This is a genomic window from Streptomyces scabiei 87.22 (genome assembly GCF_000091305.1).
GTDB lineage: Bacteria > Actinomycetota > Actinomycetes > Streptomycetales > Streptomycetaceae > Streptomyces > Streptomyces scabiei.
This window is the reverse complement of sequence record NC_013929.1, coordinates 4,426,904-4,449,419: the sequence shown is the minus strand read 5'-3', so window position 1 is coordinate 4,449,419 and position 22,516 is coordinate 4,426,904. Positions and strand designations below refer to the sequence as shown.

22 protein-coding genes are annotated in these 22,516 nt (G+C 71.5%); 13 read left to right on the top strand and 9 right to left on the bottom strand.

Translation table 11 applies throughout. From position 1 onward, the window contains the following. Window positions 1-162 precede the first annotated feature (162 nt). The 10 genes from SCAB_RS18835 (at window position 163) to SCAB_RS18790 (ending at window position 8,658) form a co-directional block, all read left to right on the top strand. Window positions 163-1,119: a Rossmann-like and DUF2520 domain-containing protein gene (locus tag SCAB_RS18835; RefSeq protein ID WP_013001663.1), complete on the top strand. Its 957-nt coding sequence runs from the start codon at window positions 163-165 to the stop codon at window positions 1,117-1,119. Then, the gene (gene panC, locus SCAB_RS18830) at window positions 1,116-2,117 is read left to right on the top strand and encodes a pantoate--beta-alanine ligase (protein ID WP_013001662.1); all 1,002 of its coding nucleotides are present in this window, start codon (window positions 1,116-1,118) and stop codon (window positions 2,115-2,117) included. Before SCAB_RS18835 ends, panC begins: the two co-directional genes overlap by 4 nt. Next, the gene (locus tag SCAB_RS18825) at window positions 2,114-3,829 is read left to right on the top strand and encodes an L-aspartate oxidase (RefSeq protein ID WP_013001661.1); all 1,716 of its coding nucleotides are present in this window, start codon (window positions 2,114-2,116) and stop codon (window positions 3,827-3,829) included. Before panC ends, SCAB_RS18825 begins: the two co-directional genes overlap by 4 nt. Window positions 3,830-3,834: 5 nt before the next feature. Continuing rightward, the gene (gene nadC / locus SCAB_RS18820) at window positions 3,835-4,818 is read left to right on the top strand and encodes a carboxylating nicotinate-nucleotide diphosphorylase (protein ID WP_013001660.1); all 984 of its coding nucleotides are present in this window, start codon (window positions 3,835-3,837) and stop codon (window positions 4,816-4,818) included. A gap of 13 nt (window positions 4,819-4,831) precedes the next feature. Further along, complete coding sequence (locus SCAB_RS18815) at window positions 4,832-5,629, top strand: type III pantothenate kinase (RefSeq protein WP_013001659.1); 798 nt, start codon at window positions 4,832-4,834, stop codon at window positions 5,627-5,629. 352 nt (window positions 5,630-5,981) lie between these two features. Next, window positions 5,982-6,674: a serine/threonine-protein kinase gene (locus SCAB_RS18810; RefSeq protein ID WP_037726212.1), complete on the top strand. Its 693-nt coding sequence runs from the start codon at window positions 5,982-5,984 to the stop codon at window positions 6,672-6,674. A gap of 19 nt (window positions 6,675-6,693) precedes the next feature. Next, window positions 6,694-6,885 carry a hypothetical protein gene (locus tag SCAB_RS18805; protein WP_013001657.1) on the top strand — a complete coding sequence of 64 codons (192 nt, stop codon included), beginning with the start codon at window positions 6,694-6,696 and terminating at the stop codon, window positions 6,883-6,885. A 131-nt stretch (window positions 6,886-7,016) separates the two neighbouring features. Continuing rightward, the gene (locus SCAB_RS18800) at window positions 7,017-7,478 is read left to right on the top strand and encodes a BlaI/MecI/CopY family transcriptional regulator (RefSeq protein ID WP_231885258.1); all 462 of its coding nucleotides are present in this window, start codon (window positions 7,017-7,019) and stop codon (window positions 7,476-7,478) included. Between the two features lie 9 nt (window positions 7,479-7,487). After that, the gene (locus SCAB_RS18795; protein WP_013001655.1) at window positions 7,488-8,021 is read left to right on the top strand and encodes an amino-acid N-acetyltransferase; all 534 of its coding nucleotides are present in this window, start codon (window positions 7,488-7,490) and stop codon (window positions 8,019-8,021) included. 301 nt (window positions 8,022-8,322) lie between these two features. Then, on the top strand, window positions 8,323-8,658 hold the full coding sequence (locus SCAB_RS18790) for a histone-like nucleoid-structuring protein Lsr2 (RefSeq protein ID WP_013001654.1): 336 nt from the start codon (window positions 8,323-8,325) through the stop codon (window positions 8,656-8,658). Here SCAB_RS18790 and SCAB_RS18785 read toward each other — a convergent pair. Then, window positions 8,637-9,293, bottom strand: coding sequence for an SCO3374 family protein (locus SCAB_RS18785; RefSeq protein WP_013001653.1), 657 nt, complete (start codon window positions 9,291-9,293; stop codon window positions 8,637-8,639). The genes SCAB_RS18790 and SCAB_RS18785 overlap by 22 nt on opposite strands. A 463-nt stretch (window positions 9,294-9,756) precedes the next feature. Here SCAB_RS18785 and SCAB_RS18780 point away from each other — a divergent pair, with 463 nt between their 5' ends. Both SCAB_RS18780 and SCAB_RS18775 read left to right on the top strand, forming a co-directional pair. Continuing rightward, window positions 9,757-12,282 (top strand): ATP-dependent Clp protease ATP-binding subunit, encoded by a 2,526-nt coding sequence (locus tag SCAB_RS18780; RefSeq protein ID WP_013001652.1) that lies wholly within the window; start codon window positions 9,757-9,759, stop codon window positions 12,280-12,282. Window positions 12,283-12,780: 498 nt separating this feature from the next. Then, window positions 12,781-13,383, top strand: coding sequence for a M23 family metallopeptidase (locus SCAB_RS18775; RefSeq protein ID WP_013001651.1), 603 nt, complete (start codon window positions 12,781-12,783; stop codon window positions 13,381-13,383). A gap of 27 nt (window positions 13,384-13,410) precedes the next feature. On the opposite strand, the gene SCAB_RS18770 is transcribed toward SCAB_RS18775, so the two are convergent. Beyond that, complete coding sequence (locus tag SCAB_RS18770; RefSeq protein WP_037726218.1) at window positions 13,411-13,599, bottom strand: hypothetical protein; 189 nt, start codon at window positions 13,597-13,599, stop codon at window positions 13,411-13,413. 70 nt (window positions 13,600-13,669) lie between these two features. Then, a complete protein-coding gene (locus SCAB_RS18765; protein ID WP_013001649.1) occupies window positions 13,670-14,329 on the bottom strand; it encodes a TetR/AcrR family transcriptional regulator in 660 nt (219 codons plus the stop codon). Window positions 14,330-14,497: 168 nt separating this feature from the next. Here SCAB_RS18765 and SCAB_RS18760 point away from each other — a divergent pair, with 168 nt between their 5' ends. Further along, window positions 14,498-16,111 carry an MDR family MFS transporter gene (locus tag SCAB_RS18760; RefSeq protein ID WP_013001648.1) on the top strand — a complete coding sequence of 538 codons (1,614 nt, stop codon included), beginning with the start codon at window positions 14,498-14,500 and terminating at the stop codon, window positions 16,109-16,111. Window positions 16,112-16,330: 219 nt separating this feature from the next. On the opposite strand, the gene cseC is transcribed toward SCAB_RS18760, so the two are convergent. From cseC to SCAB_RS18730, 6 genes are all read right to left on the bottom strand, one after another. Continuing rightward, on the bottom strand, window positions 16,331-17,737 hold the full coding sequence (gene cseC, locus SCAB_RS18755; protein ID WP_013001647.1) for a two-component system sensor histidine kinase CseC: 1,407 nt from the start codon (window positions 17,735-17,737) through the stop codon (window positions 16,331-16,333). Between the two features lie 15 nt (window positions 17,738-17,752). Then, on the bottom strand, window positions 17,753-18,460 hold the full coding sequence (cseB, locus tag SCAB_RS18750; protein WP_013001646.1) for a two-component system response regulator CseB: 708 nt from the start codon (window positions 18,458-18,460) through the stop codon (window positions 17,753-17,755). 82 nt (window positions 18,461-18,542) lie between these two features. Further along, on the bottom strand, window positions 18,543-19,232 hold the full coding sequence (locus tag SCAB_RS18745; protein ID WP_013001645.1) for a hypothetical protein: 690 nt from the start codon (window positions 19,230-19,232) through the stop codon (window positions 18,543-18,545). Then, complete coding sequence (locus SCAB_RS18740; RefSeq protein WP_013001644.1) at window positions 19,220-19,771, bottom strand: SigE family RNA polymerase sigma factor; 552 nt, start codon at window positions 19,769-19,771, stop codon at window positions 19,220-19,222. The genes SCAB_RS18745 and SCAB_RS18740 overlap by 13 nt, the downstream gene beginning before the upstream one ends. Before the next feature lie 350 nt (window positions 19,772-20,121). Continuing rightward, the gene (locus SCAB_RS18735) at window positions 20,122-21,063 is read right to left on the bottom strand and encodes an HhH-GPD family protein (protein WP_013001643.1); all 942 of its coding nucleotides are present in this window, start codon (window positions 21,061-21,063) and stop codon (window positions 20,122-20,124) included. Window positions 21,064-21,393: 330 nt separating this feature from the next. Beyond that, window positions 21,394-22,452 carry an LLM class flavin-dependent oxidoreductase gene (locus SCAB_RS18730; protein WP_013001642.1) on the bottom strand — a complete coding sequence of 353 codons (1,059 nt, stop codon included), beginning with the start codon at window positions 22,450-22,452 and terminating at the stop codon, window positions 21,394-21,396. Window positions 22,453-22,516: the final 64 nt, after the last annotated feature.

The following is a 22,516-nucleotide window of genomic DNA, read 5'->3' as shown; positions in this document are numbered from 1 at the left end:
AGCCGACGGGGCCGCGCGACCGGGGCCCGTCACGACCCGCGGGAACGGGCCGCGGCCGTCCACGGCCTGTGGACGACCGAACGCCCCTCGAACCAATCGCGTTAACATGACGAGAAATCGTCCGGTACCCAGAGCGGACTGGAACGGGAAGGCCACCACCGAGTGAGTACATTCCAGCAGCCAGAGCCGAAGGACCGCCCCGCGCGGCTCGCCGTCGGGGTCGTGGGCGCCGGCCGCGTCGGCCCCGCGCTGGCGGCGTCGCTCCGCCTGGCGGGCCACCGCCCCGTCGCCGTCTCGGGCGTCTCCGACGCCTCCCGCAGGCGCGCCGCCGAACTGCTGCCCGACGTGCCGCTGATGTCCCCCGCCGAGGTGCTGCGCCACGCCGACCTGGTGCTGCTGACCGTCCCCGACGACGCCCTGCCGGGCCTGGTCGAGGGCCTCGCCGAGACCGGCTCCGTACGGCCGGGACAGCTGCTCGTGCACACCTCCGGCCGGTACGGCGCGAAGGTGCTGGACCCCGCGCTCCGGGCGGGTGCGCTGCCGCTGGCGCTGCACCCCGCGATGACGTTCACGGGCACCGCGGTGGACGTGCAGCGGCTCGCCGGGTGCTCCTTCGGGGTCACCGCCCCGGACGAGCTGCGGATGGCCGCCGAGGCCCTGGTGATCGAGATGGGCGGCGAGCCCGAGTGGATCGCCGAGGAGAACCGCCCGCTCTATCACGCGGCCCTCGCCCTGGGCGCCAACCACCTGGTGACCCTGGTCGCCCAGTCCATGGAACTGCTGCGCACGGCCGGCGTCTCCGCCCCCGACCGCATGCTCGGCCCGCTGCTCGGCGCCGCCCTGGACAACGCGCTCAGGTCGGGCGACGCGGCGCTCACCGGTCCCGTCGCGCGCGGGGACGCGGGCACGGTCGCCGCGCACGTCGCCGAACTGCGCGCGCACGCCCCGGCGACCGTCGCCGGGTACCTGGCGATGGCCCGCGCGACCGCCGACCGGGCCCTCGCCCACGGCCTGCTCAAGCCGGAACTGGCCGAGGACCTCCTCGGCGTGCTCGCCGGCGGGACGGACCGGACCACCGGAGCGGGCGGCACCGACGGGACCGAGGGGGACGCCCGATGACCATCACCGTGCTGCGCACCGCCGGCGAACTGTACGCACGCGCGCGTGCGGGACGCCGGGCCGTCGTGATGACCATGGGCGCCCTGCACGAGGGCCACGCCACCCTGATCCGCACCGCGCGCGAGATCGCGGGCGGCACGGGTGAGGTCGTCGTGACGGTCTTCGTGAACCCCCTCCAGTTCGGCGCCGGAGAGGACCTCGACCGCTATCCCCGCACCCTGGACGCCGACGTCGAGCTCGCCGCGGCAGCGGGCGCCGACGTGGTGTTCGCCCCGTCCGCCGACGAGGTCTACCCGGGCGGCGAACCACAGGTCCGCGTCACCGCGGGACCCATGGGCGAGCGTCTGGAGGGTGCCTCCCGGCCCGGCCACTTCGACGGCATGCTCACCGTGGTCGCCAAGCTGCTGCACCTCACCCGCCCCGACGTGGCGCTCTACGGCCAGAAGGACGCCCAGCAGCTCGCCCTCATCCGCCGCATGGTCCGCGACCTGAACTTCGGCATGGACGTCGTGGGCGTGCCGACCGTCCGGGAGGACGACGGCCTGGCCCTGTCCAGCCGCAACCGCTACCTGTCCACCGAGGAGCGCCGCACGGCTCTGGCGCTCTCCCAGGCACTGTTCGCCGGCCGCGACCGGCACGCCGCCCAGGAGGCGCTGCGCGCGCGTGCCCGCGAGGTGCCCGCCACGCGTGCCCGTGCCGAGGCCCTGAGCGCGATCGGCGAGTCCCGCGCGGCCGCCGACGCGCACGCCATGGCCAAGTCGGCCCCCGGCGGCCCGGCCGCCGTCCGCGCCGCCGCCCGCCTGGTCCTCGACGAGGCCCGGCGCATGAAGCCGCCGCTCGCCGTGGACTACCTGGCCCTGGTCGACCCGTCGGACTTCACCGACATCCCCGACGACTTCACCGGCGAGGCCGTCCTCGCCGTCGCGGCCCGGGTGGGGACGACCCGGCTGATCGACAACATCCCCCTGACCTTCGGACCCCTCGGAGCCGCCTCGTGACCAGCACCGGCATACGACTGCACGCGCCCGCACCGGGCTGGTCCATCGACGCTGACGTCGTGGTCGTCGGCTCGGGCGTCGCCGGACTCACCGCCGCGCTGCGCTGCGAGGCCGCCGGTCTCAGCACGGTCGTGGTCACCAAGGCCCGCCTCGACGACGGCTCCACCCGCTGGGCCCAGGGCGGCATCGCCGCCGCCCTCGGCGAGGGCGACACCCCCGAGCAGCACCAGGACGACACCCTGGTGGCCGGCGCGGGCCTGTGCGACGAGCAGGCGGTACGGCTCCTGGTCACCGAGGGACCCGACGCCGTACGCCGTCTGATCGCGACCGGCGCCCACTTCGACGAGTCGGAGGAGGGCGGCCTGGAGCTGACCCGCGAGGGCGGCCACCACCGCCGCCGCATCGCGCACGCGGGCGGCGACGCGACCGGCGCCGAGATCTCCCGGGCACTGGTCGAGGCCGTCCGCGCGCGGGGGCTGCGCACGGTCGAGAACGCGCTCGTCCTGGACCTCCTGCTGGACGCCGACGGCCGCACCGCCGGTGTCACCCTGCACGTCATGGGCGAGGGCCAGCACGACGGCGTGGGAGCCGTCCACGCCCCCGCCGTCGTCCTCGCGACGGGCGGCATGGGCCAGGTCTTCTCGGCGACCACCAACCCGTCGGTGTCGACGGGCGACGGCGTGGCCCTCGCCCTGCGCGCCGGGGCGGAGGTCTCCGACCTCGAGTTCGTCCAGTTCCACCCGACCGTGCTGTTCCTCGGCGCGGACGCCGAGGGCCAGCAGCCCCTCGTCTCCGAGGCGGTCCGCGGCGAGGGCGCCCACCTGGTCGACGCCGACGGCGTCCGCTTCATGCTCGGACAGCACGAGCTGGCCGAACTGGCGCCCCGCGACATCGTCGCCAAGGGCATCATGCGCCGCATGCAGGAGCAGGGCGCCGAGCACATGTACCTGGACGCCCGGCACTTCGGCGCGCACATGTGGGAGCACCGCTTCCCGACGATCCTCGCCGCCTGCCGCGCCCATGGCCTCGACCCCGTCACCGAGCCCATCCCGGTCGCCCCGGCCGCGCACTACGCGTCCGGCGGCGTCCGCACCGACTCCCACGGCCGGACCACCGTCCCCGGCCTCTACGCCTGCGGCGAGGTCGCCTGCACCGGCGTCCACGGCGCCAACCGGCTCGCCTCCAACTCCCTCCTGGAGGGTCTGGTCTACGCCGAGCGCATCGTCGCCGACATCGCCGCCGCCCAGGCCGGGAACGGCCTCCCCGCGCGCGTGCCCCAGCCCGTCCCGTACGCGGCGAAGCCCGCGCACCCGCTGCTCGAATCGGAGATCCGGTTCGCGATCCAGCGGACCATGACCGAGGGCGCCGGCGTCCTGCGCTCCGAGACCTCCCTCGCGACCGCCGCCGAGGCCCTGGACCGGCTGCACGCGCAGGCCCGCGACACCCTCGCCGAGAACGGCAAGACGGCGGAACCCGGCGTCGACACCTGGGAGACCACCAACCTCCTGTGCGTGGCCCGGGTCCTGGTCGCCGCCGCCCGGCTGCGCGAGGAGACCCGCGGCTGCCACTGGCGTGAGGACCGCGCCGAGCGCGACGACACCGCCTGGCGCCGCCACATCGTCGTCCGGCTGAATCCGGACCGGACGCTCGCCGTACACACCACGGATACCGCAGACTTCCCCCCGACCCGGCCGCATCACCAGGAGCAGTGACAGACGTGAGCACCCCCGAACTTCCCCTCGCCTCCGGCGGCGGCTGCGGCGACGGCTGCGCCTGTGGCGCCGACGACGGCCTGACCGAGGCGTACCTGGAGTGCGGGCTCGACCCCGCGCTCGCCCAGCTCCTGGCCGACGCCGGACTCGACCCCGTCGAGGTCGAGGACATCGCCAACGTCGCCCTCCAGGAGGACCTCGCCCACGGCGTGGACGTCACCACGGTCGCGACCATCCCCGAGGACGCCCGCGCCACCGCCGACTTCACCGCCCGTGAGGGCGGCGTCGTCGCGGGCCTGCGGATCGCCGAGGCGGTCCTCTCGGTGGCCTGCACGGACGAGTTCGAGGTCGAGCGGCACGTCGACGACGGCGACAGCGTCGAGGCAGGCCAGAAGCTCCTCAGCGTCACCGGCGCCACCCGCGACCTGCTCACCGCCGAGCGCAGCGCCCTGAACCTGCTGTGCCGCCTCTCCGGCATCGCGACCGCCACGCGCGCGTGGGCGGACGCCCTGGACGGCACGAAGGCGAAGGTCCGCGACACCCGCAAGACGACGCCGGGGCTGCGCTCCCTGGAGAAGTTCGCGGTCCGCTGCGGCGGCGGGGTCAACCACCGCATGTCCCTCTCGGACGCGGCCCTCGTCAAGGACAACCACGTGGTCGCCGCCGGCGGTGTCGCCCAGGCGTTCGAGGCCGTGCGCGCGATGTTCCCCGAGGTGCCCGTCGAGGTCGAGGTCGACACCCTCCACCAGCTCCGCGAGGTCGTCGACGCGGGCGCCGACCTGATCCTGCTCGACAACTTCACACCGGTCGAGTGCGAGGAGGCCGTGGCGCTCGTCGACGGCCGCGCCCTCCTGGAGGCCTCGGGCCGGCTGACGCTCACCAACGCCAAGGCGTACGCGGACACGGGCGTCGACTTCCTGGCCGTCGGGGCCCTGACGCACTCGTCCCCGATCCTGGACATCGGCCTCGACCTGCGCGCGGCCGAGTAGGGCGGGGACGGCCATGCTGCTGACGATCGACGTGGGCAACACCCACACCGTCCTCGGTCTGTTCGACGGCGAGGACATCGTCGAACACTGGCGCATCTCCACCGACGCGCGCCGCACCGCCGACGAACTGGCGGTCCTCCTCCAGGGCCTCATGGGCATGCATCCGCTCCTCGGCGAGGAACTGGGCGACGGCATCGACGGCATCGCGATCTGCGCGACGGTCCCGTCCGTCCTGCACGAGCTGCGCGAGGTGACCCGCCGCTACTACGGAGACGTCCCCGCGGTCCTCGTCGAACCGGGGGTCAAGACGGGCGTCCCGATCCTCACGGACAACCCCAAGGAGGTCGGCGCCGACCGCATCATCAACGCGGTCGCCGCCGTCGAGCTGTACGGCGGGCCCGCCGTCGTCGTCGACTTCGGTACGGCGACGACGTTCGACGCGGTCAGCGCGCGCGGGGAGTACGTGGGCGGCGTCATCGCCCCCGGCATAGAGATCTCCGTGGAGGCGCTCGGGGTGAAGGGCGCCCAGCTCCGCAAGATCGAGGTGGCCCGGCCGCGGAGTGTGATCGGCAAGAACACGGTCGAGGCGATGCAGTCCGGGATCGTCTACGGGTTCGCCGGGCAGGTCGACGGGGTGGTGAGCCGGATGGTCCGCGAACTGGCGGACGACCCCGAGGACGTGACGGTCATCGCGACGGGTGGGCTCGCGCCGATGGTGCTGGGCGAGTCGTCCGTGATCGACGAGCACGAGCCGTGGTTGACGTTGATCGGGTTGCGGCTGGTGTACGAACGGAACGTGGCCCGGCTCTGAGGGACGCGGCAGGGGGTGCGGGGTGAGGGTCGTACGGCGGGTGCGGGTCCGGTGGGGCTTCTCGCGCAGTTCCCCGCGCCCCTGAAAAGCAAGGGCTGCGCCCCGTGCTTTTCAGGCCCGCAGGGCCGTTGGCTTTCAGGCCCGAAGGGCCTGGTGCTTCTAGGGGCGCGGGGAACTGCGCGACCAGCCCCCACCCACCCGCACCCGACAACGCACCGCCCCCTCGCCCCGCCGCGCGCCCCCGTCCCCCCAGGCGGGTGGTCCCCGGCGCCACACGCCCCGATCGACCCGCTTTTGTCTGATTAGCGCGTATCGTCGCGGCATGCCCACGCCCCACGGAACCCGCGGCGGCATGGCGTTCGGCGCCGAGGAGCTTCGTGTGCTCCGCCGTGCCCTCGCCCTCGCCCTCAACCCCAGCCCCGCCTCGGCGCAGGAGGTGCAGGACTGCCTCCGGCTCGCCGAGTCCGTCGACGAGGCGACCCGCGAGGACGCCCGTCTGAGGGCCTTCCTGCTGGCCGACCTCGCCCGCTACCGCGCCGCGCTCCCCGGCACGCTCACGGGCTACGCGGCCCTCCTCGCACAGGCCCTGGACGCCGGGTACCGTCCCGGCCCGGACGACCTCACCGCCCTGCGCGCGCTGCGCGGCAATCCCACCGCCGCGGCCCTTCTGGAACGCTGCCGCCCGCTCGCCGAAGAGGACGTGCGCGCCCGCTTCGCGGGGCGCGCGGCCCCCTCGGCGGTGGTCGTCCCCGCCTCCCGCTCCGGCTCCGGCCGCTCCCGGCTCCGGCTCACCGCCCTCCCCGGCGGCCTGCTGGAACCCGGCGCCCCCGCCCTCGCGCACGACGCCGCCGGGGATCCCGCCGCACCCAAGCCCGGCCGGCCGTCCCGCCCGGCCCGGCCCGCCGAGAAGCCGGGTCCCGTCCCGCGCCCGGACGCCCCGAGTCCGGCCCGCCGCCCCGTCCCCACCCCGGGCGAGGTCTTCCCGCCCAAGCGCAAACCGGCCGCCCCGCCCGCGAATCCGCCCCAGCAGCTGGCCGCCGTCTAGCCCTGGCTAACCTGGACCCATGGACTACGTCTCCGCGCTGCTGCCCCCCTTCGTGATGGCCGTGCTGTTCCTCGCCCTCATCAGGGTGATCGTGAAGACCCAGGGCGGCTCCAACAAGGCCAAGGAGGACGCGGCGGTCGACGCCGCCCTCGCCCGCGCGGAGAACACCCGCCAGGCCGGTGACGCCGGCCCCGGCGGCAACGGCGCCTGACGCGACGCCCCATCGGCGTACGACTCGTGTGTTTTTCGAGTCGTACGCCCTTTTCGTTCTGCTTCCAGCGGTTTCTCCGGATATTGTGCGGAACTGTGCCTCGCCCCTTGGGAGAACTCGAAGACGCGGTCATGACGCGGGTGTGGAAGTGGAACCGCCCGGTGACCGTTCGGGAAGTCCTGGAAGACCTCCAGAACGAACGGACCATCGCGTACACCACGGTGATGACCGTGCTGGACAATCTTCATCAGAAGGGCTGGGTGCGCCGCGAGGCGGAAGGCCGGGCCTATCGATATGAGGCGGTCTCCACGCGTGCCGCCTACGCGGCCGCACTGATGAACGAAGCCTGGTCGCAGAGCGACAACCCCGCGGCCGCCCTCGTCGCCTTCTTCGGGATGATGAGCGAGGAACAGCGTCAGGCGCTCACCGACGCCGTGCGCATCGTGCAGGGCCCCGGCACCGCCAAACCCGAACCGCCCGCCGGCGCCGCCCCGGCCGTCGAAACCCCTGTGGAAACCCTGGGCGAATCCACCGAATCGTCCGGCGAAACACAGGGGACCCCCGGCGAATCCCCTGATCTCCCCGGGCGATAGCGTCCGCTCATGCCAGCATCGAGTCCCGAAGTCACCTCAAAAGCCATCACCGTCCGGCGGGCTCGGACCAGCGATGTCCCGCACGTACGCCGCCTCCTCGACTCGTACGTCCAGCGCAGCATCCTGCTCGACAAAGCGACGGTCACCCTTTACGAGGACCTCCAGGAGTTCTGGGTCGCGGAACGGGACGACAACGCCGAGGTCGTCGGCTGCGGCGCGCTGCACGTGATGTGGGAAGACCTCGCGGAAGTCCGCACTCTCGCGGTGAACCCGGCCGCCAAGGGGCTCGGCGTCGGCCACCAGTTGCTGGAGAAGTTGCTCCACACCGCTCGCTGGCTGGGTGTTCGCCGGGTTTTCTGTCTGACCTTCGAAGTCGAGTTCTTCGCGAAGCACGGCTTCGTGGAGATCGGCGAGACTCCGGTCGACACCGATGTCTACGCCGAGCTGCTGCGTTCCTATGACGAGGGCGTCGCGGAGTTCCTCGGTCTCGAACGGGTGAAACCGAACACCTTGGGCAACAGTCGGATGCTTCTGCATCTGTGATCGTCGGCCGATCCGCAAGGAAGGCAGACGTTCATCGGGGAACCCCGGCCCCTATTCAACCGGGGCTCCTTGCCCAGGTGCCCTATGTCCGAAACGCGCATGTTTCCGGTCTTCCCGGGGCTCCCCGCCCTCTCGGTCGCCTCTCCCCGGTCTCTCCCCGGTCTCTCCCAGGGGTTTGTGTTTTTCCTGGAAAAGCGGTTTGCTTTCCGACGTACTGCAGTACTGCATATAACAGGGGACGCGAAACAGCGGTGCACGCCGCAGGCCCTCGGCCCTGAAGTTATCGATGAAAGGAAATCCGGTGGCACAGAAGGTTCAGGTCCTTCTTGTCGATGACCTCGACGGCGGCGAGGCGGACGAGACCGTCACGTTCGCGCTGGACGGCAAGACGTACGAGATCGACCTCACGACCGCCAACGCGGACAAGCTCCGTGGCCTGCTCGACCCCTACGTCAAGGGCGGCCGTCGTACCGGAGGCCGTGCTGCGGGGGGACGGGGCAAGGCCCGTGCCGCCGCCGGCGGCAGCCAGGACACCGCGGCCATCCGCGCCTGGGCGAAGGAGAACGGCTACGAGGTCAACGACCGCGGCCGCGTCCCCGCCTCCATCCGCGAGGCCTACGAGAAGGCCAACGGCTGAGATTCCGACGGCCCGGTGCTCGCGCGCCGCAGCCGGACGCGGTGGCAGTGCGTCGCCACCGTGTCCACCACCCGCACGAGGTCAGGGGCGACCCCACCGCCCCCCAGCGCCGACAAGCTCGGCAGCGAGGGTTCCATCTCGCACCCCGGCTCGGGGGGCCGCAGCCACACGGCGGCCCCCTGTGAACCGGCCTCCCCGCGCCCGCCCACCGGCCTCACGGCCCCGCCCGGTGGCGCCGGCGCCACCAGGTGACCGCCCGTTCCGACGGCAGTGAGGTCCAGGTCGAGGCCGCCCCAGTCCAGCCACTGCAGCAGGCCCGGCAGCTCCTCCGCGCAGCCCGCCGCGACCAGCAGCAGCATCCGCCCGCCGCGCAGCGCCACCGGTGAGCCCGGACCGGGCACCGGACCCAGATGCCTGAGTGCCGCGACGCCCGCTTCCTCCGGTACGTCGAGCACATCGAAGCGCAGGCCCGTAATGAGGTGTACGGGCGCCCCGGGCAGGGTCGCCCAGCCGAGGTCGTTCTCGTACCACCGCCGCACCGCGTCGCACGCGGGATCACCCGGGACATCGCGGGCGACGGCACCCGGGACGTCGCTCGGGTCGAGCGGTCGGCGGGGAAGGGGGACGATGGCCATGTCAGGAGCAACCGTGCGAAGAGGCCCGGAGTTACGCTGGGTATCTGCTCGAATGCGAGGAGTACCGGGAAAGGGGGCGTTCGGCTATGAGTGACGGCGCAAGGATGTTCGCCCTTAGCGGAGGGAACCGGTGCATCCGGCATGGAGTGTCAGTCCCTACGGGTAAGACATCCCTAGTGGGAGGGGGCGACACGCAGGAAAGGCCGTCTCACGTTCGCCATCGGCGTACTGATGGTGGGGGTAACTGCCTGGCCTGCGGGAACATCGTCTCGCACCATCGGGTTGGAGCAGATGTCGGCGTTCGGGACCCAGGAGGCAGCAACTTCTGTCTCCGCGAGAGCGGAGGTGAACCGGACGGTGTCGGCAGTTGGAATGAGCGGTCCCCGCTTGCGGGACTAAGCTGCGGAAGGACAGAGAGGGGAGCGTCCCCTCACTGCCTGACCGCTCTGAGGAGCGATTAACGATGTTCGAGAGGTTCACCGACCGCGCGCGGCGGGTTGTCGTCCTGGCTCAGGAAGAAGCCCGGATGCTCAACCACAACTACATCGGCACCGAGCACATCCTCCTGGGCCTGATCCACGAGGGTGAGGGTGTCGCCGCTAAGGCCCTGGAGAGCCTCGGGATTTCGCTCGAGGCGGTCCGCCAGCAGGTGGAGGAGATCATCGGGCAGGGGCAGCAGGCTCCGTCCGGCCACATCCCCTTCACCCCCCGTGCCAAGAAGGTCCTGGAGCTGTCGCTCCGCGAGGCCCTTCAGCTGGGCCACAACTACATCGGCACGGAGCACATCCTGCTCGGCCTGATCCGTGAGGGCGAGGGCGTCGCCGCCCAGGTCCTGGTCAAGCTGGGCGCTGATCTCAACCGGGTGCGGCAGCAGGTCATCCAGCTGCTCTCCGGTTACCAGGGCAAGGAGACCGCCACCGCCGGCGGCCCCGCCGAGGGCACCCCCTCGACGTCCCTGGTCCTCGACCAGTTCGGCCGGAACCTCACCCAGGCCGCTCGTGAGTCCAAGCTCGACCCGGTCATCGGGCGCGAGAAGGAGATCGAGCGGGTCATGCAGGTGCTGTCCCGCCGCACCAAGAACAACCCGGTGCTGATCGGTGAGCCCGGCGTCGGCAAGACCGCCGTCGTGGAGGGCCTCGCCCAGGCCATCGTCAAGGGCGAGGTGCCCGAGACCCTCAAGGACAAGCACCTCTACACCCTCGACCTCGGCGCGCTGGTCGCCGGCTCCCGCTACCGCGGTGACTTCGAGGAGCGCCTGAAGAAGGTCCTCAAGGAGATCCGCACCCGCGGCGACATCATCCTGTTCATCGACGAGCTGCACACGCTGGTCGGTGCGGGTGCCGCCGAGGGCGCCATCGACGCCGCCTCGATCCTGAAGCCGATGCTGGCCCGCGGTGAACTGCAGACCATCGGTGCCACCACGCTGGACGAGTACCGCAAGCACCTGGAGAAGGACGCGGCCCTGGAGCGCCGCTTCCAGCCCATCCAGGTCGCCGAGCCCTCGCTCCCGCACACCATCGAGATCCTCAAGGGCCTCCGTGACCGGTACGAGGCGCACCACCGCGTCTCCATCACGGACGAGGCCCTGGTGCAGGCGGCGACGCTCGCCGACCGGTACATCTCGGACCGCTTCCTCCCGGACAAGGCGATCGACCTGATCGACGAGGCCGGCTCCCGGATGCGCATCCGCCGGATGACCGCGCCGCCGGACCTCCGCGAGTTCGACGAGAAGATCGCCGGCGTCCGCCGCGACAAGGAGTCCGCGATCGACTCGCAGGACTTCGAGAAGGCCGCCTCCCTGCGCGACAAGGAGAAGCAGCTCCTGGCCGCCAAGGCCAAGCGCGAGAAGGAGTGGAAGGCCGGCGACATGGACGTCGTCGCCGAGGTCGACGGCGAGCTGATCGCCGAGGTCCTCGCGACCGCCACCGGCATCCCGGTCTTCAAGCTGACCGAGGAGGAGTCCTCGCGTCTGCTGCGCATGGAGGACGAGCTCCACAAGCGGGTCATCGGCCAGGTCGACGCCGTCAAGGCGCTGTCGAAGGCGATCCGTCGTACGCGTGCGGGCCTCAAGGACCCGAAGCGCCCCGGTGGTTCGTTCATCTTCGCCGGCCCGTCCGGTGTCGGTAAGACCGAGCTGTCCAAGGCGCTCGCCGAGTTCCTCTTCGGTGACGAGGACGCGCTGATCTCCCTCGACATGTCGGAGTTCAGCGAGAAGCACACGGTCTCCCGTCTCTTCGGTTCGCCCCCCGGTTACGTGGGCTACGAAGAGGGCGGCCAGCTGACCGAGAAGGTCCGCCGCAAGCCGTTCTCCGTCGTCCTCTTCGACGAGGTCGAGAAGGCCCACCCGGACATCTTCAACTCGCTGCTGCAGATCCTGGAGGACGGTCGCCTGACCGACTCGCAGGGCCGGGTCGTGGACTTCAAGAACACGGTCATCATCATGACGACCAACCTCGGCACCCGGGACATCTCCAAGGGCTTCAACCTGGGCTTCGCGGCCTCGGGCGACAAGAAGACCAACTACGAGCGCATGAAGAACAAGGTCTCGGACGAGCTGAAGCAGCACTTCCGGCCCGAGTTCCTCAACCGTGTCGACGACGTCGTCGTCTTCCCGCAGCTGACGCAGGAGGACATCCTCAAGATCGTCGACCTGATGATCGGCAAGGTCGACGAGCGCCTCAAGGACCGGGACATGGGCATCGAGCTCTCCCAGGCCGCGAAGGAACTGCTGTCCAAGAAGGGCTATGACCCGGTGCTGGGTGCGCGACCGCTGCGTCGCACCATCCAGCGCGAGGTCGAGGACACCCTCTCCGAGAAGATCCTCTTCGGCGAGCTGCGCCCCGGCCACATCGTGGTCGTGGACACCGAGGGCGAGGGCGACGCGGCCACCTTCACCTTCCGGGGTGAGGAGAAGTCGGCGCTGCCGGACGTCCCGCCGATCGAGCAGGCGGCCGGCGGTGCGGGCCCGAACCTGAGCAAGGACGCGTAACCGCTGCGCTCGGCCTGAGCAAAGCGACAAGGGGCTGCCCCGGGACTTCGGTCCCGGGGCAGCCCCTTTTTGCCGTGCCGGGGAGTGCTCCTGGTTGTCGGGTTGGGGCGTCGGCAGGGAAATGAGTGACGCGGACCTCGTAGTCGCCGTCACATGCGCGCGTGCTTTCCGGCCGTTATCGGTGACGAGCCGCACAGGTCTTTTGTCCGGTACTAGGCGGAATAGTGGCGAGAGATCGTCGGGCAAAACGGACATTCGGGTCTCGGGGTGAGGGATTCGGTTCGTGCTGTGCAGGTGAGGGGCGGTTTAGGGGGTGATGTCAATGTGAGGTGTGATTGCGGGATATCTACGACTTTCCGTCGTAGGTCACATGTTTGAGGCGTTTCGGGGCGTCGGGGTACCAAGGGGTGTCCCGTTCGGCGGACGCAGAAGTGCGCCGGGTGGGACGCGTGTCCGTCGAGGCACGTTCCCCTGTCTCCGTCCCCCGTGAGGTACTCCATGTCGCAGCGTGTTCGCACTCCCCGTTCCGGTATGTCCCAGCTCCGCGTCCGCGCCGCCGTGATGGCCGTGGGCGTGGGTGTCTCGGGTGTGCTGGGGGCCGGGGTCGCGGCCGCCGCCGGTGGTGCCCAGGCCACGAGCGCCGGCACCGCCACCGTCCAGGCCGCCGCCGCCAAGAAGGCGGTCTCCTGGGTGAGCCCCGTCAAGGGCTACAAGCTGAGCGCGCGCTTCGCGCAGGCCGGCAACATGTGGTCCGCCAAGCACAGCGGTCAGGACTTCGCCGTCAAGAGCGGTACGGCCGTCGCCGCCGCGCACGGCGGCACCGTCGTGAAGGCCGGCGGCAACGGCGCCGGTGACGGTCCGGCGTACGGCAACGCCGTCGTCATCAAGCACGGCAACGGCACGTTCTCGCAGTACGCCCACCTGTCCAAGGTCGGCGTGAAGGTCGGCCAGGTCGTGAAGACCGGGCAGCGCATAGCCTTCTCCGGCAACACCGGTAACTCCAGCGGGCCGCACCTGCACTTCGAGATCCGTACGACTCCGAACTACGGCTCCGCCATCGACCCGGTCGCCTTCCTGCGGACCAAGGGCGTCAAGGTCTGAGTCGCTCGCGCCTCGGGCCGTGGCCCTTCAGCACGGGCCGTAGTCCTGGCCCGTGCCGCACATCGGAGTGTCGGCGTAGTAGTCGTTGAGCCAGACCATGATCAGGAGCGACACGATTCCGACCGCCACGGTGACGGCGAGGGCGATGCGGTGGCTTCTGCGGTCGCGGGCGGCGCGCTCCTCGTCGGTCATCCGGGCGTGGTCCTCGGCGTTCACGCGGGCCTCCTCGTGCGGGTGTCCGGGAGACTCCCGAAAGCTCTGCGGGTCTACCCGGAGACGACGGGCTTCAGGCATCCCCGGTTCCGCGGTGTGCCTGGGTCACCAGGTCGATCGCGACCTCCAGGACCGCCTTGCGCTTCTCCTCGGGGTCGCCCTCGACGTCCCGGAGGACGAACATGCCGGCGTGCATGGTGAACAGGGCGCTGGTGCAGCGGACCTGGTCGGTCAGGGCGGCGTCGGGTTCCTTGATGGAGTCGATCAGCCGGAGCATGCGGTCCTTGAACGTCTCGCCGACGCTCAGCTCGCGCACCGTCGCCTGGTTCTCCTGCATGAAGCGGAACAGGGGGGCCACGTCGACGAGGGCCACGCTGTAGCGGCGCAGGATCTCGCGCTTGGTGTCGAGGGTGCGCGGCTGGGTGCCGGCCCAGTCGATCAGCTCGTCGATCGGCCGCTGCAGATCCTGGAAGAGGCTGACGAGGATGTCTTCCTTGGTCTTGAAGTGGTAGTACAGCGCCGCCTTCGTCACGTCGAGGCGTTCGGCGATCTCCCGCAGTGAGGTCTTCTCGTAACCCTGCTCGGCGAAGAGTTCGAGGGCGACGTCCTGGATGCGCTGGCGGGTGTCGCCGCGGCGCTGCCGTTTCGCCGCCGGCGCGGGCGCTCCGTGGGGCACGTCCGCCGCGCCCGCCACGTCCGCCGCGCCCGTCGCGTCCGCTGTCGGGTCGCTCATCCTCGTACTCCTCGCCGTCACGGAAGGTCCTGCACCGGTCAAGCCTCGACCAAGCCGGTCGAACTTACTTGACGCCCGGCTAGTTAGGGGCCTAGCTTCCCTTAGTGTAGACAACTAGCCGGTCGGCAAGTAAGTACTCGGTGGCTCCGGGGGGAGTGGAGGACCGCGATGGATGCGGAGACGAAGAACGACGTGAGCGGTGGGTCCGGCAAGGACGGACCGCAGCCGCGCAGTGTGCGGGTGGTCCTGCTCGCGCTGATGATCGCCATGCTGCTGGCGATGCTCGACAACATGATCATCGGCACCGCGATGCCGACGATCGTGGGCGAGCTGGGGGGTCTGGAACATCTCTCCTGGGTCGTGACCGCCTACACGCTGGCGACCGCCGCCTCCACCCCGATCTGGGGCAAGCTCGGCGACCTCTACGGCCGCAAGCGCATCTTCATGACCTCGATCGTGATCTTCCTGATCGGTTCGGCGCTGAGCGGTATGGCCCAGGACATGGGCCAGCTGATCGCGTTCCGCGCGGTGCAGGGACTCGGCGCCGGCGGGCTGATGGTCGGCGTCATGGCGATCATCGGCGACCTGATTCCGCCGCGTGAGCGCGGCAAGTACCAGGGGATGATGGCCGGTGTCATGGCTCTGGCCATGATCGCCGGACCGCTGGTGGGCGGGTCCATCACCGACCACTGGGGCTGGCGCTGGTCCTTCTACATCAACCTGCCGCTCGGGGTCGTGGCGCTGGTCGCCATCAGCGCCGTACTGCACCTGCCGAAGCCGTCGCGGGACGGGCGGTCGGCGCGGGACATCGACTACCTGGGTGCGGCCCTGCTGACCGTCGGCATCACGGCGATCGTGCTGGTCACGACGTGGGGCGGAACCGAGTACGCCTGGGGGTCGGCCGTCGTCATGGAGCTGATCGCGCTGGGTGTGGCCTCGCTGGTCGGCTTCCTGTTCGTGCAGAAGCGGGTGGCCGAGCCGGTGATCCCGCTGCACATCTTCCGCAGCCGGAACTTCACGCTGATGTCCCTGATCGGTTTCTTCACCGGCTTCGTGATGTTCGGCGCGGTGCTGTTCCTGCCGCTGTTCCAGCAGTCCGTGCAGGGGGCGTCCGCGACCAACTCCGGGCTGTTGCTGCTGCCGATGCTGGGCGCGATGCTCGCGGTGTCGATGGTGGCCGGACGGGTGACCACGGGAAGCGGCCGCTACAAGGTGTTCCCGGTCGTCGGCAGCGTCCTGATGATGGTGGGCCTGTTCCTGCTGGCCCAGATGGACACCGGTACGAGCCGGCTGACGTCCGGGGTGTACATGGCCGTGCTGGGCGCCGGCATGGGATGCCTGATGCAGATCACCATGCTGGTCGCGCAGAACAGTGTCGAGATGAAGGACATGGGTGTCGCCTCGTCCACGACCACGCTGGCCCGCACGCTCGGGTCCTCGTTCGGGGTCGCGATCATGGGGGCGCTGTTCAACAGCCGGGTCCAGGACGTGATGGCCGAGCGGGCCGGGGCGCTGGGGTCCCAGCTGACCGAGCGGTCGGCTCAGCTGGACGCGGCGAGCCTGGCGAAGCTGCCTGCGGCGGCGCGGGAGGCGTACCAGTACGCGGTGGCTTCCGGGACGCACTCGGCGTTCCTGCTGGGGGCGGTCGTGTCCGTGGTGGCGCTGGTGGCCGCGGTGTTCGTGAAGGAGGTGCCGCTGCGGGGGGCCGGGGGGCCGTCGGCGGTGGACTCCGCCGGTGCGGGTGCCGGTGGGGCCGAGGCGAAGGAGGCGGCAGGGGTCTGATCGGGCCGTTCCCCCCGGGTGCGCGGGAGAGCTCGGGGGGTTCGGTGCGGGTGCGGGTGCGGGTGCGGGTGCGGGTGCGTGGGGCTTCTCGCGCAGTTCCCCGCGCCCCTGAAAAGCAGGGGCTGCGCCCCGTGCTTTTCAGGCCCGCAGGGGCCTGGGTTTTTAGGGGCGCGGGGAACTGCGCGACCAGCCCTCACCGGACCCGCACCCACCCACGCTTCAGCCCGCCCCGTCCAGCGAAGCCGGCAGCATCGGATAGCTGCCCGTGTTCGTGGGGGCGTGTTCCGGGAGCCACAGGACCGCTACCGCGCCCTCGGCCGGGACGCCCTCCGGGGAACCGGGCGGGCGGACGTTGCGGAAGGTGAGCCGGGCACCGAGAACGCGGGCCTGCCCGGCGGCGATCGTGAGCCCGAGGCCGTGCCCCTGCCCCGCACGGTCGGAGGCACCGGTGCGGAAGCGGCGCGGGCCGTCCGCGAGCAGGTCCTCGGGGAAGCCGGGCCCATGGTCGCGGACCCGGATGACCCGGCCCTCGACGGACACCTCGATCGGCGGCCTGCCGTGCTTGGCCGCGTTCGCCAGAAGGTTCAGCAGGACACGTTCGAGGCGGCGGGGATCCGTGGTCACCTCCGACTCGTGCACGACCCGCACCCGCACGTCCGCGTCCTTCGCCGCCACCCGCCGGGCCACGAACTCGCCCAGCATGATGTCCTGCAGCTCGGCCCGCTCGGAGGCCCCGTCGAGGCGGGCCACCTCCAGCACGTCCTCGACGAGGGTGCGCATCGCCTGCGCCCGGTCGCGGACCAGCTCGGAGGGGCGGCCCGGCGGCAGCAGCTCCGCGGCCGTGAGCAGACCGGTCACCGGCGTGCGCAGCTCGTGCGCGATGTCCGCCGTCACCCGCCGCTCCGCCTCGATGCGCTGCCGCAGGGTGTCGGCCATGGCGTCCACGGCCCACGCCAGCTCGGCCGTCTCGTCGCGTACGACACCGCCGATCGCGTCCCGCACCCGTACGTCCGACTCGCCCTTGGCCACCTGGTGCGCGGCGGCGGCCGCCTTGCGCAGCCGGCGGGACATCTGGCCGCCGATGAGCACCCCGAGGGCCGAGCCGCCGAAGACGACCGCGATCGAACCGATGAGCAGCGCCTGGTCGAGGTCGCGCAGCACCGCGGAGCTGTGATCGGTGAAGTCGGTGTGCAGGGACAGGACCCGCTTGTCCTTCAGCGGAACGGCCGCCCAGATGTCGGGCACCCCGTTGCGGCCCTCGGTCACATAGGTGGCGCGGCGGCCCTCCGCGACCTTGGCCAGCAGGTCCTTGGGGATGTCCGGGTCGTCGAGCTGCACGCCGAAGGCGCCGGACTTCAGCGGGCGGCCCGACTCGTACATGCGCTGGGCGACCTGGATGCGCTCGTCGGCGAGGTCGCGCGAGTTGTCGAGCATCGACACCCGCGCCGCGTTGTGCACGACCAGGCTCAGCGCGATCGCCACCAAAGCCCCGACCAGCGCGATCGCCGCGCTCAGCTGCCACCGCAGACCGGTGCGGATGCCCGAGGCGAGCCCCGCGCCGGGCCGTCGGCCGACGACGCCCGCGGGCGCCGGCTCCGGCCCTCCTCGTATCCCCCTCGTGTTCATCTCGCCCCGCCCCGCTCAGGCCTTGAGCTTGTAGCCGAAGCCGCGGACCGTCTCGATACGGTCCTGGCCGATCTTCGCGCGGAGCCGCTGGACGTGGACGTCGACGACCCGGGTGTCGCCGCCCCAGCCGTAGTCCCACACGCGTTCGAGCAGCTTGTCACGGGAGAGGACCGTGCCGGGGGCCGACGAGAACTCCAGCAGGAGCCGCATCTCGGTCGGCGTCAGCGCCACCGGCACACCGGACTTCAGGACCTCCATGCCCTCGGTGTCGATGACCAGTTCGCCGAAGGTGAGCACCCCGCCGGTGCTCGCGGCCCCGGCCTCCTCGGCCCTGGTGTCACCGCCGCTCGCGTGCCCGAAGCGGCGCAGCACCGCACGGATCCGGGCGACCAGGACGGCTCCGTCGAACGGCTTGGTCACGTAGTCGTCGGCGCCCGCCTCCAGGCCCAGCACCACGTCGATGGAGTCGGCACGCGCCGAGAGCATGATCACGGGCACGGTCGACTCGTCACGGATGCGGCGGCACAGGGAGACCCCGTCCAGACCCGGCACCATGACGTCCAGCAGCGCGATGTCGGGCCGGTCCGCGCGGAACGCCTCCAGCCCCGACAGTCCGTCGGGCATGGCCGTGACCGCGAAGCCGTCGCGCTCCAGTGCGAGCTGAGTGGCCTCGCGGATCACGTCGTCGTCCTCGACGAACAGGACATGGGTCTGCTCTGCCATCCGGTGATCTCGCTCGCTCTCGGTCGGGGTGGGACGGAACCGGTCTGGTCGTTCGTGCGCGGCACGCTGCCCTGCGCCCGGGTCAGCCCGTCTCGGGGGTCGCCGTCTCCGCGCCGCCCACCGCGCTGCTGTACTCGGTGCGCGTGCTGGAGCGCTGGACGAAGCCGTCCTTGATCCAGCGGTAGGTCGTGACCTCCTCGCTGGACGGGTAGGACGACGGGTCGCCGTTCTCGTACAGCTGCCGGGTGACCATGAGGTCTCCCCGGTCGATCTCCGCGTAGACGGGCGGCTGTTCGGAGAGGAACACGCTCCGGTACGTCCCCTTCTCCGAGCGGTACACGTACGACGCGACCCCGACGGCGTCCGCGCAGGTCATCACGTTGACCACGAGGTCGTCGCCGGAGCCCCCGGTCAGGTTCCCGTAGGACACGTCCACCGGGTACTCGTCGGCCACGCACGGCTTCAGATCGCTCTTGACGGTCCGGCTGACCTCCGGGTCCGCGCGGACCATGCGGACGACCTCGTCGACACTCGGGTGATCACCGTCGCTGTCGCTGTCGCCGTCGACCGACGCGGACAGGGAGGGCGAGGCCGCGCCCGCCGCGAGGGAGTCGTTGTCCGCCGGTCCCTCGTCCCGGGCACCGGTGCCGCCCGTGCCGCAGGCGGAGACGAAAAGGCCGAGGGCGGCGAACACGGTCACCGCCGTGATCACCGCCTTCGACGCCTGCCGGACCCCTGGTCCCGGGCCGGCCGCTGTACTCAGGCCGCGCAACGCTCCTGCTCCTCGCTCGCTTCGAACGCGCGGGCGGCACGCTCGTCGATGTCCCGCGACTCCAGCTCCTCACGGAGCCGGGCCAGCGCACGGTGGAGCGTGCTCTTGACGGTGCCGGCCGACATGCCGAGGGCGGCGGCCGTCTCCTCCGTGGACATCTGCTCCCAGTGTCGCAGCACCACGACGCTGCGCTGCTTGGGCGCCAGCACCTTCAGGATGTCCATCAGCAGGGCGCGGTCGGCGTGCTGCTCGGTGGAGTCCTCGATGCGCGCGTCCGGCAGCTGCTCGGTCGGGACCTCCTCCAGCTTCCGGGCCCGCCACCACTCCGTCCGCGTGTTGATCATGACCCGGCGCAGATAGGCGTCCGCCAGCCGCTTGTCCGCGATGCCCTCCCAGCGGCCGTACGTCCGCGCCAGCGCGGTCTGCAGCAGGTCCTGGGCGTCGACCGGGTCCGGCACGAGCCGACGGGCGCTGCGCAGCAGCGCGTCCTGCCGGGTACGGACGTACTCCTCGAATTCGAGCACCTCGCCGTGCGCCATGATCAACCGCCTCCGTCCCCGTTTCCGGCTCCGCGCCGTGGCGCGGCGCCGGGTGTCCGCCGCTTCGTCTCGCTGGTGCGATCCGCTCGTGCCGCCCGGCCCGCCGGTACGTTTCGCGGGTTCCTGCGGTACGCCAATGAAGCTACGGAGGGGTTGTCACGGGGACGTCCGAACCAGCCTGCGGTGAACGCTCGGCTGTCCGTCGGTTGTGTAACAGAAGGAGGAACGGGGTAAAGCGCTCCACGCTTTGGGATGGTGATGTGCCGTTTCGCCCCGTCCGGCGCGGGCGCGGTCCGTGTCGCGGTCGGGCCCCGGCCGTGCGTGGCCCGTGACGTACGGCGGGCCGGCCGTCAGGTGAGGGGCAGCCGGTAGAGGCCGCCGTGCAGGGGCTCCACCAGACCGTCGGAGACCAGCCCGTCGAGCGCGCGGGCGCGCTGCACCGGCTCGTCCCACACCCGGTCGAGGACCGCCTGCGGTACGGGCGCGATCGCGTCCCGCAGGACGGCGAGGAGCTTGCCGCGGACCTGCCGGTCGGTACCGGCGTACGTCTGGCCGCGCCGCGCCGGCCCCTCGTGCGCGGGCTTCCCGGCCAGCCGCCACGCGCACTGCCCGGCGATGGGGCAGCGCCCGCACGTCTCGTTCTTCGCCGTGCACACCAGCGCGCCCAGCTCCATCGACGCGGCCGCCCAGCGGGACGCCGTGCCGTCGTCCTCGGGCAGCAGCGCGCGGGCCAGCTTCCGTTCGGCGGCCGTGGTCGCGTTCGGCGGGTACTGCGTGCCGCTGACCGCGCGGGCGAGGACCCGCCGCACGTTCGTGTCGAGCACGGCGTGCCGCTGGCCGTAGGCGAAGGACGCCACCGCCGCGGCCGTGTACTCGCCGATCCCCGGCAGCGCGAGGAGCTGCGCGTGGTCCCGGGGTACGTCCCCGCCGTGCCGTTCCGTTATGGCCACCGCGGCGCCGTGCAGCCGCAGGGCGCGGCGCGGGTATCCGAGCCGGCCCCAGGCGCGGACCGCCTCGCCCGGCGGTTCCTTCGCGAGGTCCGCGGGGCGCGGCCAGCGCGCCAACCACTGTTCGTAGACGGGCAGGACGCGGTTGACCGGCGTCTGCTGGAGCATGAACTCGCTGACCATCACCCCCCAGGGGCCGGCCTCCGGGCGCCGCCAGGGCAGGTCACGGGCGTGCGTCTCGAACCAGGAGATCACCGGGGTGTGCAGGGTGGTGGGTGCGGCCGAGGGGGCCGGGGTGGGGGTTGCGGTGGCTGGGCTGCTCTGGGGCTTCGTGGGTGCAGTCATGGCACGGTCGATCCTGCCATGCGGGTTCTGGTGGCGGTGGCTTCTGGTGGGGGGTGTCTGGGGTTCGTCGGCGGGTGCGTTGTCGGGTGCGGGTGAGTGAGGGCTGGTCGCGCAGTTCCCCGCGCCCCTGAAAAGCCGGGGCTGCGCCCCGTGCTTTTCAGCGTCCACACCGGCCGCCCTCGAGGCCCCCGAGGCCTGGGCTTTCAGGCCTGCGGGGCCTGGGCTTTTAGGGGCGCGGGGAACTGCGCGAGAAGCCCCACGCACCCGCACCCGCCGACGCACCCGAACCCCCGAGCGAAGAGGCGCCCCCCACCCAAGCGGAGCGCCCCCTCACCCGCCCGCCCGCCACCCCAGCTCAGGCCCCAGCTTCGTCGCGACGTCCGTCAGGATCTGGACGTAGTCCTCGTGCTCGAAAGTGAACGGCAGCGCGAACGCGACCTCGTCGACCTCCCGGAACGCGACCTGGGCCCGCAACCGCTCGGCGATCTCCGCCGACGTGCCCACCAGGTCCGGCGCGAACAGCATCCGCGCCGGGCCCTGCGGCGCGGCGGTCCGGGGCAGCCGCTTCGCCGCGTACGCCTCGTACTTGGCGCGCTGCTCCGGCGTCGCCGAGTCGGTGGGGATGACGACGAGCCCCTGAGACACCCGGGCCGCCTCCCCGTCCGGGTGGTGCGCCCGGAACTCCCGGATGTGGGAGAGTTGGACGGCGGCGAAGTCCACCGCCCCGGTCGTCTCCCCCTCGGCCTTCACCACGCTGCTGGTCAGGAAGTTCATCCGGTTCTCACCGGCCCACCGCGCCGACCGGAGGCTGCCGCCGCCGTACCACATACGGCCGCCCAGCCCGGGGGACTGCGGCTGCACCCGGTCGGAGAAGACCTCGAACCCCTCGGTGCCGCTGAACTCGCCCGCCTTCTCGCCCCGGACGAACCCCAGGAGCCGCCGGACGCGTTCGAAGCCGAAGTCCTCCGCGTCGGCGGTGTCCGGGTAGAGCGCAGCCTTGACGCTGTCGTAGTGCATCGGGGGCCCGACGCTGATCCCCGGGTTGAGCCGGCCTCCGGAGAGCAGGTCGACCGTGGCCAGGTCCTCGGCGAGCCGCAGCGGGTTCTCCCAGCCCAACGGGATGACGGCGGTACCCAGTTCGATGCGGCTGGTGCGCTGCGAGGCCGCCGCCAGGACGGCGACGGGGGAGGAGATGCCGTACTGAAGATGACGGTGGCGCAGCCACGCGCTGTCGAAGCCGAGCCGCTCACCCAACTCGATGATCTCCAGCGTCGACTCGTGACCCCGGCGCGGATCGTCCTCGTCGAACAGCCCGATGGTCAGGAACCCGAGCTTGCGCAACGGCCTCGGCGCCGACGCGGTGACACCGTCCTCCACGGATCCGTCCATGGTCCTCTCCCAGCACTTCGACACACTTCGCGGTGATGGGGAGATTGTGTCAGCCGGGGATTGC

Bases quoted from the DNA above. Each gene is read 5' to 3' on its own strand.
- panC (WP_013001662.1), top strand. From the start codon at position 1,116: ATGACCATCACCGTGCTGCGCACCGCCGGCGAACTGTACGCACGCGCG.
- SCAB_RS18815 (WP_013001659.1), top strand. From the start codon at position 4,832: ATGCTGCTGACGATCGACGTGGGCAACACCCACACCGTCCTCGGTCTG.
- SCAB_RS18810 (WP_037726212.1), top strand. From the start codon at position 5,982: ATGGCGTTCGGCGCCGAGGAGCTTCGTGTGCTCCGCCGTGCCCTCGCC.
- SCAB_RS18805 (WP_013001657.1), top strand. From the start codon at position 6,694: ATGGACTACGTCTCCGCGCTGCTGCCCCCCTTCGTGATGGCCGTGCTG.
- SCAB_RS18800 (WP_231885258.1), top strand. From the start codon at position 7,017: ATGACGCGGGTGTGGAAGTGGAACCGCCCGGTGACCGTTCGGGAAGTC.
- SCAB_RS18795 (WP_013001655.1), top strand. From the start codon at position 7,488: ATGCCAGCATCGAGTCCCGAAGTCACCTCAAAAGCCATCACCGTCCGG.
- SCAB_RS18785 (WP_013001653.1), bottom strand. From the start codon at position 9,293: ATGGCCATCGTCCCCCTTCCCCGCCGACCGCTCGACCCGAGCGACGTC.
- SCAB_RS18780 (WP_013001652.1), top strand. From the start codon at position 9,757: ATGTTCGAGAGGTTCACCGACCGCGCGCGGCGGGTTGTCGTCCTGGCT.
- SCAB_RS18775 (WP_013001651.1), top strand. From the start codon at position 12,781: ATGTCGCAGCGTGTTCGCACTCCCCGTTCCGGTATGTCCCAGCTCCGC.
- SCAB_RS18765 (WP_013001649.1), bottom strand. From the start codon at position 14,329: ATGAGCGACCCGACAGCGGACGCGACGGGCGCGGCGGACGTGGCGGGC.
- SCAB_RS18760 (WP_013001648.1), top strand. From the start codon at position 14,498: ATGGATGCGGAGACGAAGAACGACGTGAGCGGTGGGTCCGGCAAGGAC.
- cseC (WP_013001647.1), bottom strand. From the start codon at position 17,737: ATGAACACGAGGGGGATACGAGGAGGGCCGGAGCCGGCGCCCGCGGGC.
- cseB (WP_013001646.1), bottom strand. From the start codon at position 18,460: ATGGCAGAGCAGACCCATGTCCTGTTCGTCGAGGACGACGACGTGATC.
- SCAB_RS18740 (WP_013001644.1), bottom strand. From the start codon at position 19,771: ATGGCGCACGGCGAGGTGCTCGAATTCGAGGAGTACGTCCGTACCCGG.
- SCAB_RS18735 (WP_013001643.1), bottom strand. From the start codon at position 21,063: ATGACTGCACCCACGAAGCCCCAGAGCAGCCCAGCCACCGCAACCCCC.
- SCAB_RS18730 (WP_013001642.1), bottom strand. From the start codon at position 22,452: ATGGACGGATCCGTGGAGGACGGTGTCACCGCGTCGGCGCCGAGGCCG.